Origin of the sequence: Pseudomonas sp. BO3-4 (genome assembly GCF_034044115.1) — a bacterium.
In the GTDB taxonomy this organism is placed as follows: Bacteria; Pseudomonadota; Gammaproteobacteria; order Pseudomonadales; family Pseudomonadaceae; genus Aquipseudomonas; species Aquipseudomonas alloputida.
In genome coordinates, this window is sequence record NZ_CP139018.1 from 3194097 (window position 1) to 3205877 (window position 11781).

The window sequence follows — 11781 nt, forward strand, 5'->3', positions numbered from 1 at the left end:
CGCTGCCGAAACTGAACTTCCTTGTTCATTCGACACAGAGGACATTGCCATGGCGCCCGCCGAGACTTCCCGTGAGCATAAAACGCCTTCGTTCCCAAAACCTTCGGGTGAATACTGGATCGAAGCCCTTGAAAACGGCGTTCACGTATTGATCAGGCCCTTGCAAGCCCAGGACCGAGAACGCGAAAAAGCCTTCATCGAACGGCTGTCGCCCGAATCGCGGCATTTCCGCTTCCTGTGCCAGCTCAGGGAGCCCGGTGAAGCCATGCTCGACCAGCTGATGAAGGTCGACCAGGATCGCCAGGCGGCTTACGTCGCCCTTGCCCACGTGGATGGCGAATTGCAGGAAGTGGGCATTTCCCGCTACGCCACTGCTAGCGGCAAGGACGAGTGCGAGTGTGCCGTTACCGTCATGGACAGCTGGCAGCACCATGGCTTGGGTCGCCTGCTGCTCAAGCACCTGGTCGACCATGCCCGGGCCAAGGGCTTGCGGCAGATGTATTCGGTTGATGCAGCAGCCAACCAAGCGATGCGCGAGCTGGCCAAAGCGGCGGGGTTCACCACCGTCGCTGACCCGGATGATCCCAGCCAGGTCATCCACCGGCTCTCCCTGATCTGAACCCTGGGCCGTCGCACTGACGGGTCAATGCGCGGCGGCCCGATTACGGGAGGCTCTCCATGAGCGGCCCTTCGAAGACATTGATGGAAAAACTCTACGGCAAGCAGTATCAGGTCGACACTGCCGATATTGCCCCGGTGCTTCATCAGTACGCCGAACCTTTGCCGGACCTGGATACGCCGGCATTCGCAGCGCTGTTCGACCGCTATGCTGACGCGCGCGTCATCCTGCTGGGCGAGGCAAGCCACGGCAGCAGTGAGTTCTATCGCGCCCGCGCGGCGATCACCCGGCGCCTGATCGAACAGCATGGTTTCAACATCGTTGCTGTCGAGGCTGACTGGCCGGATGCCGGGCATGTCGATCAGTACGTCCGAGGCTTGGCGCACTCGGCGTGGAAACGCCATATTTTCAGCCGTTTTCCTACATGGATGTGGCGTAATAGCGAAGTCAAAGCCTTCGCCCAATGGCTTCACGGGCACAACCGCCTGCTGCCCACCGACCACCGCGTGGAATTCCGCGGCCTGGATGTCTACAGCCTGCGCAATTCCATCCATGAAGTCCTGGCCTATCTGGACCGGGTCGATCCGCATCTGGCCCATGAAGCCCGCCGCCGTTACGGTTGCCTGACGCCTTGGCAGGACGACCCCGCGCTGTACGGGCACTTTGTCGAGCGCGGTGGCGTCATGCCTTGTGAGCAACCGGTGATCCAGCAGTTGAATGTCATGCTCGCCGAGCAACTGTCAGGGCTTGTCCGCAATGATGAAGCCTTCTTCAACGCAACGCAGAACGCCCGTGTAATCATCGCTGCGGAACAGTACTACCGCGCCATTTACCGAGGTTCGACGGCTTCCTGGAATCTGCGCGACCGGCACATGTTCGATACCTTGCGCGCACTGCTGGAACACCGTGGTCCCCACGCCAAGGCCGTGGTCTGGGCACACAATTCACACATCGGCAATGCCGGAGCCACGGAAATGGGCTGGAAAGGCCAGTTCACCATCGGCCAGCTTTGCCGCAGCGCTTTCGGGCACGACGCGGTGCTGATCGGCATGGCCACCGACCGCGGCCAGGTGGCCGCCGCCGATGACTGGGACGGCGACATGCAGATCAAGGAAATCCGTCCTTCGCGCAGCGACAGCTGGGAGCACCAGTTCCGCCTCGCAGGCGTGCCAGCCAGCCTGAGCGACTGGCGCGACCCACAGCGCAAGGCGTTGCGCCATGTGTTGTCCACGGCGCTACTCGAACGCGCCATCGGCGTCATCTATCGCCCCGAGAGCGAACGGCTGAGCCACTACTTCGAGGCGGTGCTGGCCGAGCAGTTCGATGCGCTGCTCTGGTTCGAACAGACCCAGCCAGTGACTGCCCTGCCCTTGCCGAAACAACAGCACCTTGAGCCTGAGGACGAAACCTATCCATTTGGTGTATGAGCCTCGGCGAAGCGCTATCAGTCTGCGTGCGGATTTCAACCCTGCGCTCAGTCATGGGGGGCACTCCGGCAAAGTGCTTGCTGATCAGCTTGCCCCATGAGCGTCATGACTTCCTCGTCCGACGTCTGCGGGAAATCCTGGTACCAATAGCCAACCGAGACCATCCGCTCAGGCACACGCGGGCACACCAGCTCATCCACTTCACCGTACAGCGCTTCGAGCGTTTCTGGCGGTGCGACCGGGACGGCGACGACGATTCGCGCCGGTGACTGGGCTCGTGCAGCCTGTATCGCCGCCCTCATCGTGGCACCGGTCGCCAGGCCGTCATCAACGAGAATCACCACCTGATCCTTGAGTTGCTGGGCTGGCCGCCCTCCCCGGTAAGCCCGCTCGCGCCGCGCCAGTTCCTCGGTTTCCCTGGCAACCACGGCATCGAACACCGCGCGATCTACCGGATAGGCCCGCAACATGTCGTCATTGAGGAAGGTTACTCCGCCGCTGGCTATCGCCCCCATGGCGAGCTCGGGATGAAACGGCATACCGAGCTTGCGCACCATCAGCAGGTCCAGGCGAACGTTGAGGGCAGTCGCGACTTCATAGGCCACCGGAACACCACCACGCGGCAGTGCAAGCACGATCACGTCGGGCCTGCCGGCATACCGGGCCAGTGGCTCTACCAGGCAACGTCCAGCCTGGGTACGGTCGACAAACACAGTTGGCAAGGCAAGATCATGGGACATGAACACCTCCCGCGCCGCGATGGGCGCCGGTCATTTCAGCTGCCGATGGAGCCGTTGATGGCTTCAAGGCGTGGCTGCACGCCCCGCCTCGGGCAACAGGTCGAACTGCGCGAGGCAACGCTGCTCATCAGCGGGAGTCAGCGCCTTCAGACCGCTCACTTCCTGCATGGGCGTTTCGAACAGGGCCAGGCGCAGCACCCCATTGCGCTCCAGAAAGGTCTGTGCCAGGCACGTGCACACGGGTTTGCCGACCAGCGCAGCGAGCTTGTCATCCTCAGGCACCTCCACCTGGGCCTGCAGGTTGGCCGTGCAATTCTCCACGATCTGCGCCACGGAGCGCCCCGCCAGCCACACGGTGCCAGCACCGAGTAGGACCAGGAGCAGCAACACGCTTATCAACGTGTTCGATTCCCGGGTGATTGAACGCAGCAACGCCAGCCTGGCCTGCCAACCCGTCTGCTGGCCATTGAAAATGGCCTTGCCGACCGTGCGCTTGACGCCCCGCTGCACCGCCCACCCCAGCGCGACACTCAACGCCAGCAGGCCAAGGAGTACCGCCGGATCACGCATGGGCATGCGCCAGCTAGCGCTCAAGGCGCGATAGACGGACGCGGCGACGAGTAAAGCGACGATGGTCACGATCCAACCCAGGCTGCCCCTGGGCCTGTGCAACCAGGCCCGCAGTTTCGCCCTTGCTTGTGTACTCATGATTCACCTCCCGCGCCCGGCTAGCGCACAGGGTCGATGGCAACCGTTTCCTGATACTCAGGCACGCACACCTGCCAGCCGAGTTCGAGGCTGATTCGCCGCCGTAAGGTGTCGGCAGCGTGTGGCTCACCATGAATGACATAGGTCTGACGGGGTGGCCGGGTGAACCCGCGCAACCATTCCATGATTTCATCGGCATCGGCGTGCGCAGAAAGATTCTCCATCGCATGCACCTGTGCACGGATGGGCACATCCTCGCCGTGCAACCGCACACTGTGGGCGCCCGCGACGATATCGGCACCCCGCGTCCCCCCGGCTTGAAAGCCCGAGAACAGAATGCTGTTGCGTGGGTTGGGGGCCAGCGCCTTCAGGTGGTGAAGCACCCGTCCGCCGGTCGCCATGCCACTGGCGGCGATGATCACTGCGGGCTCGCGCAGCTGGTCCAGGTGCCTGGACTCATCGACTGTCCGGACGATGTGCGTGCCTCTGCACATGGCGGCGCACTCGGCTGCGGTCAGCCGATGTTCACTACGGTACTGCTGGTACAAGGCGGTGGCGTCGGTGGCCATCGGGCTGTTCAGGTAGACCGGGACATCAGGGATCAACCGGTCGCGCTTGAGCGTGTACAGGTAATACATGAGCAGTTGGGCACGGCCGACGGCGAACGAGGGTACCAGGGTAATGCCGTGGCGCAGGAGCGTTTCGTTGATGACCTTGGCCAGGTACTGCTCGGTCGATTCGGCGGGATGCTGGCGGTCCCCATAGGTAGACTCGATCAACAGCACGTCCGCCGTCCTGACCAGCTCAGGCGCACGCATGATCGGATCCTGAGGGCGGCCGAGGTCACCCGAAAACAGCACGGTCTGCCCTTCGGCGCTGATCTGGACCGTGGCTGCCCCCAGAATATGTCCGGCGGTACGCAACAGTAACTCCATGCCCTCCGCGATCATGGTCACCTGATGTAACGCCACGGGCCGAAACAGTGCCAGGGCACGTTTGGCATCCTGCTCGGTATAGAGCGGTTGCGCCGGCGCATGCTTGGAGTAACCGTGGCGATTGGCATGTTCGGCCTGCTCTTCCTGCAGCCGTGCACTGTCGAGCAGGAGGATTTCCGCCAAGGCGCACGTCGCCGGCGTGGCGTAGATCGGCCCGCGGTAGCCTTCCCGAACCAGCACCGGTAGATAACCACTGTGGTCAAGGTGGGCGTGGGTCAGCACCACCGCATCGAGCGCCCGCAGCGCCGGGGGCAGTGGCTGCCAGTTACGCAGGCGCAGTTGCTTGAAACCCTGGAAGAGTCCGCAGTCGACCAATACCCGCGTGCTGTCACGGGTCAACAGGAATTTGCTGCCGGTCACGGTGCCGGTGCCGCCAAGAAATGTCAGTTGCATGGCCAAGGCTCCCAACTTTCGGCTATTTGGGGATGAACGGCGAGCACGCTGCACGGTGGGCGGCTGACGATACGCTCGGTGGTGTCTCCCAACAGTTTGTCCAGGCCTTTGGGCTGCACCACGCCCATCACCACCGCGTCGATGTCCAGGGCTGCGACCTGTTCACGGATCACCTGTACCGGGCCTCCTTCCATGAAATGTCGGCGGTCAGGCGCGACGCCTTCGGCATCGGCCAGCGCTTCGAAAGGTTCCTGCAGTGCCTCGCGCATCTCGTCGATCCACGCCTGGGTGACATTCATGTCCGAGGCAAATACCCCTGCCAGGTTGTAGGCCGATAGCAGATGCAGGTGCGCGTCACACTGCAACGCCAGCGCCTGGGCAGCACGAACCAGACCACGATTGAAGCACGCCTGAACGGCAGGCGTCTCACTGAACGCCGTATCCACTGCGACCAGCACACGCCGCGGCAATGAGATGGCCCCCGCCGGCACGAAATGGCTGACGCCTTTGAAACCTCGCATCAGCGCACAATCCAGTGGGGTGCCGAACACGCGCACCAGGGCCGATGCGGCTTCGCTGTCCTTGATGACCATATCGGGCTGCAGTTCACTGATGTAATCGATCGCCTGGCTGCGGATATCCTCCGCATTCAGGCTGTCGACCGTCAGCGTTATACCGCTGCCGCGATGCCGCTCGACCAATCCCGTCAACTGAGCGCGATAGTGCTCGTACTGGCGCTTGATATCGGCCTCGTTCAGCCGCTCTTCGCGCAGAAGGTGCTCCTCGCTTGGCTCGAACAAGCCCAGTACATGCACGCTGGCGCCGCTGACATGCGCCAAGGCAAGGGCTCTGCGCAAAGCGGCGGAATGCGGTTCTACCTCGGTCAGCAGCACCAGCAATTGTCGATATTGCCCCATGGTGAACCTCCGCGCTTTCGTGAGTGGGTGTGATGCTGACGATATTCCGCGCGCAGGATCGCTGCTGCTTGATGCAGATCAGAAAACCGCTACCCAGGCTGAACTTGATGATTGTCAGAACCGAAACGGCCCGCCACGTTAAAACGGCTGCACCAGGTACTGATCAAGCAACGGGAGGCGTCATGAACGGGCAGCAAACAGCACAGCCACAGACCTGCGAACACTGGGTCGAAAACCTCGAGGACGGTTCGGCGGTGCTGATCCGCCCACTGCGCGAGGAAGACCGCGAACGGGACAAGCGTTTTCTGAGCACCATCGCTTATGAATCACGGCGTTTTCGTTTCATTGCTGGGCTCAGCGGCGGCTTGCCTAGCTTGGACACGCAAGACATGCCCGTGGACTATCACCAGCGCATGGCCTATGTCGCCTTGGTTCATGTAGACGGTCAATTGCAACAAATCGGCGTCAGCCGCTATGCAGGCATACCTGGTAGTCCGCGGTGCGAATGTGCAGTGGCGGTCAGCGAAGACTGGCAGCGCAAGGGGGTGGGCAAGCGCCTGATGCAACACCTGATTGAAGCCGCACGACGCAATGGCTTTCAGTGCATGGTCTCCAGGGATCTGGCCAGCAACTATGGCATGCACCGGCTGGTCAAGGCACTGGGCTTCACCTCAAGATACCCTGGCGGGGATGTGAGCGAGATCCTGCACGAACTTGACCTGCGGCCTTGAAAAAACAAGGCCCTTGCGGGCCTTGTGCTTCAGCCTTTGGAGCGTTCTGGAGAAATCACCAGCACACTGCTGGACAACCGATGCAAAACGCGCTCGGCAGTACTGCCGATGAACCAGCCGATGCCATGGTGGTGATAACTGCCCATGACCAATACGTCGATATCATTGTTATCCATGAACATGGCCAGGGCCTTTGCCGGGTCGCCGATGCGCATATGGCGGTGTTCGACGGCGATCCCGTTGCGTTCGGCAAGCTCTTGGAAGGCAGCGCTCTGAACGTCATGCAAGGTCTGGGCACGGTTCGAATCGAACAGGAACGAATGTTCCCGGCTGCCGCCGGCGTCCAGGTACATGGAACCCAGGTCGTAGGTGTACAGCAATTCGATCTGGGCATTGCACTGCAAGGTCAGCTTCAGCGCTTCGCTGATGATCTGGTCGTTGAAACCTTCAAACTGATCCTCAGGCCTGGACAGGTCCACCGCCGCCAGAATCCTGCGTGGCAACGCATGGCTGGCCTTGTGTACCAAGTGCAAGGGTATTCGCGTTTCGCGCAGCAGCTGGATATCCAGCGAGGTGAACATTGCGCGCATCCACCAAGGCTCATGCTCAAGCTCTTTGATCAGCATGGCAAACGGTTGCTCACGCAAGTGTATCAGGATCTCATTCAAGGGCTGCTGCACCCACACCACCTCGGTTGTGACGGTGACGCCATTGCGCCGCATCGGCAACGCCTGGGTTTCCAGCCATGCACGGTGCTGCTGCACGTAACCCTCGCGCATGACTGCGAGCGCTTGATCATTCACCAAGCCCGCCGTGGCAAGCCCTTCCACGTAGTCGAAAGCGACGATGTGCAGCGCCATCCCCTTGGCCTTTGCCAGCGCAGCGGCCCGGTCATAGGCCGGGGTTCGGCGCATCAGGGGGGAGGCGATCAGCAGCAATCTTTGCGGAGTTTCCATGGCACACCTCTGAGGTTGCGATACGTACGTAAAGCATCTGTCACCTACGTGTTGCGAACTTGATGTTTATCAACTGGAGGCACCTACCGACCAGTGGCATTGCCCATGGCGCAAGAACTTGACGCGGATCAATACCTCGGGACTTCGCCGGCGCACCCTGTACCCAGATCACAGCCACTTCAGGCCCCGCAGGCGTGCCATGGCGACACCGCCCTGAGTTTCACCTGCACTGCCGGCAGGGACGCCTTCATTCTGCATTGTCTACCGATACATGCTTTGGAGGCCCTGATGAACGTTTACGTCGAGAAGCACACAGAGCAGGGACGCTGTTGGGTACACATGGATGACTGGCGGGTGGGTTTCAGGACGGCTGCCGAAGCCGAGCGGTTTGTTGAACGGCTTACAAGCCGCCTCAATGCCCCCCACTCGCGTGACATGCTTGCAGATTGGTCGCCCCATACCGGGGTGACCGTGGGGCTCGGTGCGCGTCATGGCGCAGGGGCCCAAAGCGGCCTCCAAAATGCGAAGGAGGCCTGAAAATGCCTGGCCAGCTGAAGGTCACCCTGCTCGACTCACCCAACGCATTGTCCAAGGCAAACCCTATTCACCTGAAACCGCTGGTGAACCACTGCATGGATTGCCGGGTAAGCGGCCTGTGCCTCCCCACTGGTCTGCCGGTTGACGACAACAGCTGCCTGGGGGCCTTGATAGGCCCGCGCATGCGCATTCGCAAGGGTGCCGCGCTGTTCAATGCCAACGATCCGCTGACCATGCTCTATGCCGTACGTTGCGGCAGTTTCAAGACCAGCCTGAACACCGCCGAGGGGCAAGGCGTGGTGATCAACTTCTGGATGCCGGGCGATGTACTCGGCCTCGATGCCATTGCCATAGAGCACCATGTCTGTGACGCCATTGCCCTGGAAGACAGCGAAGTCTGCCCCGTCCCCTATCGTCGCTTGCAAACCCTGGCGCGTGAGTTTCCGGAGCTGCAGCAGAGCCTTAATCGCTTGATGAGCCGCGAGATCGTGCGTGAGCACGGGCGCGTGTTGATGCTGTGCAACCTGACAGCAGAACAGCGGCTGGCCAGCTTCCTGGTGGGGCTCTCCAGGCGCTTCGTCAGCCGCGGTTACTCTGCCCATGGCTTCATGTTGCGCATGTCTCGTGAAGACATGGCTTCGTACCTGGGGTTACGCCTGGAAACCGTGTGCCGATCCGTCGCCCGTCTGCGCGCGCTGGGTATCGTCGACCTGCATGGCAGGTTGGTAGAAATTCTCGATATGCCTGCACTCATGGCACTGGAACAAGGTGGCGGGGAATGTGAGGCCAAGGTCCCGCTAAAGGCACCATGCTCGACGCCTTGAATGTTGGCCACGGCGCTGTGGCGCTGGGGATTGGCATGCTGGTGGGGCTGGAGCGCGAGCGTAAGAAGGGGCGTAACGAAGACCACGCGGCCGCCGGGCTCAGGACCTTCGCCATCACTGCATTGCTGGGCTACGTCAGCATGTTGCTGGCCGGTGCGGTGCTGGTCGCGGTGGCGAGTCTGGGCCTGGTGCTGATGCTCTGCATGCACTACCGCAGACATGCCGATAAAGACCCTGAAGTGACCAGTGAAATTGCCCTGCTGCTGGTGCTGACACTCGGGGCGCTTAGCCTTCATGAGCCTGAGCTCGCCGCAGCGGTGGGCGTGGTGCTCACCGTGCTGTTGGCGCTGCGACGCGAACTGCATCATTTCGTGCTGCAACAATTGAGCGAGGAAGAGCTGCGCGATGGCCTGATGTTGTCCACGGTGGCCTTGGTGGTACTGCCGCTGACACCGGACCAGTTTCTAGGCCCCTACAACATACTCAACCCGCGCACGATTTGTAACCTGGTGGTCTTGCTGATGGCCGTGGGTGCTTTAGGACACATCGTCATGCGCCTGATGGGACCTCGCTATGGCCTGCCCTTGAGCGCGATCGCATCGGGCTTTGCTTCAAGTTCTGCCACCATTGCCCTGCTTGCGCACCGCGTCAGACAGCAAGGCGCTGCTGCCAGGCCATTTGCCGGCGCTGCCGTATTGTCCAATCTCGCCAGCATCACCCAATTTGCACTGGTGCTGAGCATCGTCGACCGTCGCTTGCTCGACCCTTTCTGGTCATCGATCGCGCTGGGGGCACTGGTCACACTCGTGTATGGCGTGCTTCTGCTAGCCCCTTGGCGTGCTGCTCATGGAGGATCCGCCACACATCCGGGTGATGGCGCGTTCAGTCTCTGGACAGCACTGGCGATCACCGCTGCAATAACCGGCATCGCCTTGTTCTCGGCATTTCTGCTTCAGCTTCTGGGCCCCAATGGCGTCAATCTCGCGGCTTTCGTCGGCGGCCTGGCCGATGCTCATGCGGCCACGGCCTCGATCGCCTCGTTGGTCGCTGCCGGACGAATCAGTGCGAATGAAATCGTCATACCGGGGTTGCTCGCATTGACGGGGAACACATTGAGCAAATGTGTTCTGGCCTTGAGCAACGGAGGTTTCAGCTTTTCGCGATACCTCATTCCAGGGCAACTGCTCATCCTGGGGGCAATGTGGTTGGGGTTGCTCCTATAGGGACACAAGAACTGCCTGCTGGTAGTAGGTGACTTACCCTCAAGCCAACCCGCCAAAGCGCTTGTAGAAACTCTCACTCACATCCGGCAATGGGCCATCTGCTGTTTCCAGTGCTGCATTCAACCATTCTTCGGCTTTGGCAAACACCAGTCGGTAGAGGTTACGGCACAACTGCCGCGCAGCCCTTCCCTCCCAGTCCCCTGGCAGCAGCTCGTCGGGCAGTTGCGGGTCGCGCAGCAGCAGGCGGCGGTACTCGTGAATCAGCAGCGTGCGTGCCAGGAAGCAATCTTGAGCATCCAGCAACGGCTGCTCTTTCAAACCTTGCCACAGCGGCCTGAACAGCTGGATAAACTCGCTGTATTGCTGCCCCAGTTCGTCGATACGCCAGCTTTCCCGCACCTGGGCGCGCATCGCCTTGGACGCGAGTACCTCTTGGGTGTGGGTGTCGAAGACGATACTGTCGTCGCCGGCCTCAAGGTCACGCAACGTGGCCACCAGGTCGGCACGGTCTGCCCGTGGGCAACCCAGCAGGTTCGGCGCCATGACACCAAACCCCTGCCACTCCAGCTCTTCACGCACGGCCTTGCGCTTACCCGCCTCGAGTTGCGACAGCAACACCAGCGTCCAGGCCCCGTCCCAGGCTGGCTGGCTTGGGCTATAAACGCGCTTGAAGGCTTTTTCGAAACGCCGACGGCCAGTGCCTGTCAGGCTGTAATAACTGCGTCGACCCACCTTTTCTGCAGTGAGCCAACCTTCTTTGGTCAGGCGAAAGATGGACGTGCGAATCAGCCGTTCATTGATGCCGATCGGTTCCAGCAGGTTGATCAGGCTACCGAGCCAGACTGTACCGCCGTGCGGCTCGATGGCATCGCCGTACAACGTGATGATCAGGGAACTGGCGCGGATCGGCGTCTGTTCCTGAAAGCGGGTGATCAAGTGGTTCAGTGGGGCAAGAGTGCTCATGGGCGAACTGTGCGCGGATAAAGCACCGACTATACCTGTGCGGTGGGCCGCCTGGCCATTGCGTGTCGCTGCCAGGCTCATGCGCTCGCCTGGCCCTTGGGCCTGACCCCGGTGTCTTCCATGCGCGGGCGTCCCGGCTCTGCCTCGGCCAGCGGCGGGCATTCGACCATGCTGTTCATGGAGCGCTGCGCCAGGTGCTGGTACTCCGCCGTCCCGCGCTGTTTCCAGGCAAGCTCCTGATCGGTCAGTGGGCGTTTGACTTGGGCTGGCGACCCCATCACCAGGCTCTGCGCCGCGCTTTCGAAGCCAGCTTTGACGAAGGCGGTGGCCGCGACGATGCTGCGTGGTGCTACATGGGCACCATCCATCACCACGGCGTTCATGCCGACCAATGCGTCTTCGCCCACACGGCAGCCGTGCAGCACGGCGCCATGGCCGATGTGCCCGTTACGCTCTACTACGGTGTCGCCCCCCGGGAAACCGTGCATCACGCAGGTGTCCTGCAAGTTGGCGCCCTCCTCCAGCACGATGCGGCCGAAATCGCCCCTGAGCGATGCCAGTGGGCCGATGTAGCAGCGGGGTCCAACGATGACGTCGCCGATCAGGACTGCACTGGGGTGCACGTAGGCTGTCGGGTGAACCACGGGCGTCAGGCCGTCCAGTCGATAGCAAGGCATGGCATCACTCCTGAAATGATTTGAAATTTCTTTCGATCTTGTATCAGAAGCTGTTTGGTCGTCAATCGTGT

The 11781-nt window shown here is 61.4% G+C and carries 12 protein-coding genes; 5 read left to right on the forward strand and 7 right to left on the reverse strand.

Annotated elements, in window-relative coordinates:
• Nucleotides 1-49 precede the first annotated feature (49 nt).
• Nucleotides 50-619, forward strand: coding sequence for a GNAT family N-acetyltransferase (locus REH59_RS14875; protein ID WP_004374572.1), 570 nt, complete (start codon nt 50-52; stop codon nt 617-619).
• A 59-nt stretch (nt 620-678) separates the two neighbouring features.
• Nucleotides 679-2046, forward strand: a complete 1368-nt coding sequence (locus tag REH59_RS14880) for an erythromycin esterase family protein (RefSeq protein WP_012052287.1) — start codon at nt 679-681, stop codon at nt 2044-2046.
• A gap of 47 nt (nt 2047-2093) precedes the next feature.
• Here REH59_RS14880 and REH59_RS14885 read toward each other — a convergent pair whose 3' ends face one another.
• The 4 genes from REH59_RS14885 to REH59_RS14900 all read right to left on the reverse strand — a co-directional run bounded on the left by REH59_RS14885 (nt 2094) and on the right by REH59_RS14900 (nt 5799).
• The gene (locus REH59_RS14885; RefSeq protein ID WP_014861990.1) at nt 2094-2786 is read right to left on the reverse strand and encodes a phosphoribosyltransferase; all 693 of its coding nucleotides are present in this window, start codon (nt 2784-2786) and stop codon (nt 2094-2096) included.
• A 63-nt stretch (nt 2787-2849) separates the two neighbouring features.
• On the reverse strand, nt 2850-3494 hold the full coding sequence (locus REH59_RS14890; RefSeq protein WP_232435460.1) for a hypothetical protein: 645 nt from the start codon (nt 3492-3494) through the stop codon (nt 2850-2852).
• 20 nt (nt 3495-3514) lie between these two features.
• Nucleotides 3515-4882 (reverse strand): MBL fold metallo-hydrolase RNA specificity domain-containing protein, encoded by a 1368-nt coding sequence (locus REH59_RS14895; RefSeq protein WP_004374564.1) that lies wholly within the window; start codon nt 4880-4882, stop codon nt 3515-3517.
• Nucleotides 4873-5799: a universal stress protein gene (locus tag REH59_RS14900; protein WP_004577371.1), complete on the reverse strand. Its 927-nt coding sequence runs from the start codon at nt 5797-5799 to the stop codon at nt 4873-4875. Before REH59_RS14900 ends, REH59_RS14895 begins: the two co-directional genes overlap by 10 nt.
• Nucleotides 5800-5981: 182 nt before the next feature.
• On the opposite strand from REH59_RS14900, the gene REH59_RS14905 reads away from it, so the two are divergent.
• Nucleotides 5982-6530 (forward strand): GNAT family N-acetyltransferase, encoded by a 549-nt coding sequence (locus REH59_RS14905; RefSeq protein WP_014861991.1) that lies wholly within the window; start codon nt 5982-5984, stop codon nt 6528-6530.
• A 29-nt stretch (nt 6531-6559) separates the two neighbouring features.
• Here the strand turns inward: REH59_RS14905 and REH59_RS14910 are convergent, their stop codons facing one another.
• Nucleotides 6560-7486 (reverse strand): universal stress protein, encoded by a 927-nt coding sequence (locus tag REH59_RS14910; RefSeq protein WP_004577372.1) that lies wholly within the window; start codon nt 7484-7486, stop codon nt 6560-6562.
• 539 nt (nt 7487-8025) lie between these two features.
• Here REH59_RS14910 and fnrC point away from each other — a divergent pair.
• Both fnrC and REH59_RS14920 read left to right on the forward strand, forming a co-directional pair.
• Nucleotides 8026-8847, forward strand: coding sequence for a Crp/Fnr family transcriptional regulator FnrC (gene fnrC, locus REH59_RS14915; protein ID WP_014861992.1), 822 nt, complete (start codon nt 8026-8028; stop codon nt 8845-8847).
• Complete coding sequence (locus REH59_RS14920) at nt 8832-10070, forward strand: MgtC/SapB family protein (protein ID WP_004577375.1); 1239 nt, start codon at nt 8832-8834, stop codon at nt 10068-10070. The genes fnrC and REH59_RS14920 overlap by 16 nt, the downstream gene beginning before the upstream one ends.
• Before the next feature lie 39 nt (nt 10071-10109).
• On the opposite strand, the gene paaX is transcribed toward REH59_RS14920, so the two are convergent.
• Nucleotides 10110-11033, reverse strand: coding sequence for a phenylacetic acid degradation operon negative regulatory protein PaaX (gene paaX, locus REH59_RS14925; protein ID WP_004374548.1), 924 nt, complete (start codon nt 11031-11033; stop codon nt 10110-10112).
• 77 nt (nt 11034-11110) lie between these two features.
• Entirely contained in the window at nt 11111-11710 is a 600-nt protein-coding gene (gene paaY / locus REH59_RS14930) for a phenylacetic acid degradation protein PaaY (protein WP_014861994.1), read from the reverse strand.
• Between the last annotated feature and the right edge of the window lie 71 nt (nt 11711-11781).

Excerpts from the sequence above, each read along its gene's own strand:
- REH59_RS14905 (WP_014861991.1), top strand. The coding sequence starts at position 5,982 with ATGAACGGGCAGCAAACAGCACAGCCACAGACCTGCGAACACTGGGTC.
- REH59_RS14890 (WP_232435460.1), bottom strand. The coding sequence starts at position 3,494 with ATGAGTACACAAGCAAGGGCGAAACTGCGGGCCTGGTTGCACAGGCCC.
- REH59_RS14885 (WP_014861990.1), bottom strand. The coding sequence starts at position 2,786 with ATGTCCCATGATCTTGCCTTGCCAACTGTGTTTGTCGACCGTACCCAG.
- REH59_RS14895 (WP_004374564.1), bottom strand. The coding sequence starts at position 4,882 with ATGCAACTGACATTTCTTGGCGGCACCGGCACCGTGACCGGCAGCAAA.
- REH59_RS14920 (WP_004577375.1), top strand. The coding sequence starts at position 8,832 with ATGCTCGACGCCTTGAATGTTGGCCACGGCGCTGTGGCGCTGGGGATT.
- REH59_RS14910 (WP_004577372.1), bottom strand. The coding sequence starts at position 7,486 with ATGGAAACTCCGCAAAGATTGCTGCTGATCGCCTCCCCCCTGATGCGC.
- paaY (WP_014861994.1), bottom strand. The coding sequence starts at position 11,710 with ATGCCTTGCTATCGACTGGACGGCCTGACGCCCGTGGTTCACCCGACA.
- fnrC (WP_014861992.1), top strand. The coding sequence starts at position 8,026 with ATGCCTGGCCAGCTGAAGGTCACCCTGCTCGACTCACCCAACGCATTG.
- paaX (WP_004374548.1), bottom strand. The coding sequence starts at position 11,033 with ATGAGCACTCTTGCCCCACTGAACCACTTGATCACCCGCTTTCAGGAA.
- REH59_RS14900 (WP_004577371.1), bottom strand. The coding sequence starts at position 5,799 with ATGGGGCAATATCGACAATTGCTGGTGCTGCTGACCGAGGTAGAACCG.
- REH59_RS14875 (WP_004374572.1), top strand. The coding sequence starts at position 50 with ATGGCGCCCGCCGAGACTTCCCGTGAGCATAAAACGCCTTCGTTCCCA.
- REH59_RS14880 (WP_012052287.1), top strand. The coding sequence starts at position 679 with ATGAGCGGCCCTTCGAAGACATTGATGGAAAAACTCTACGGCAAGCAG.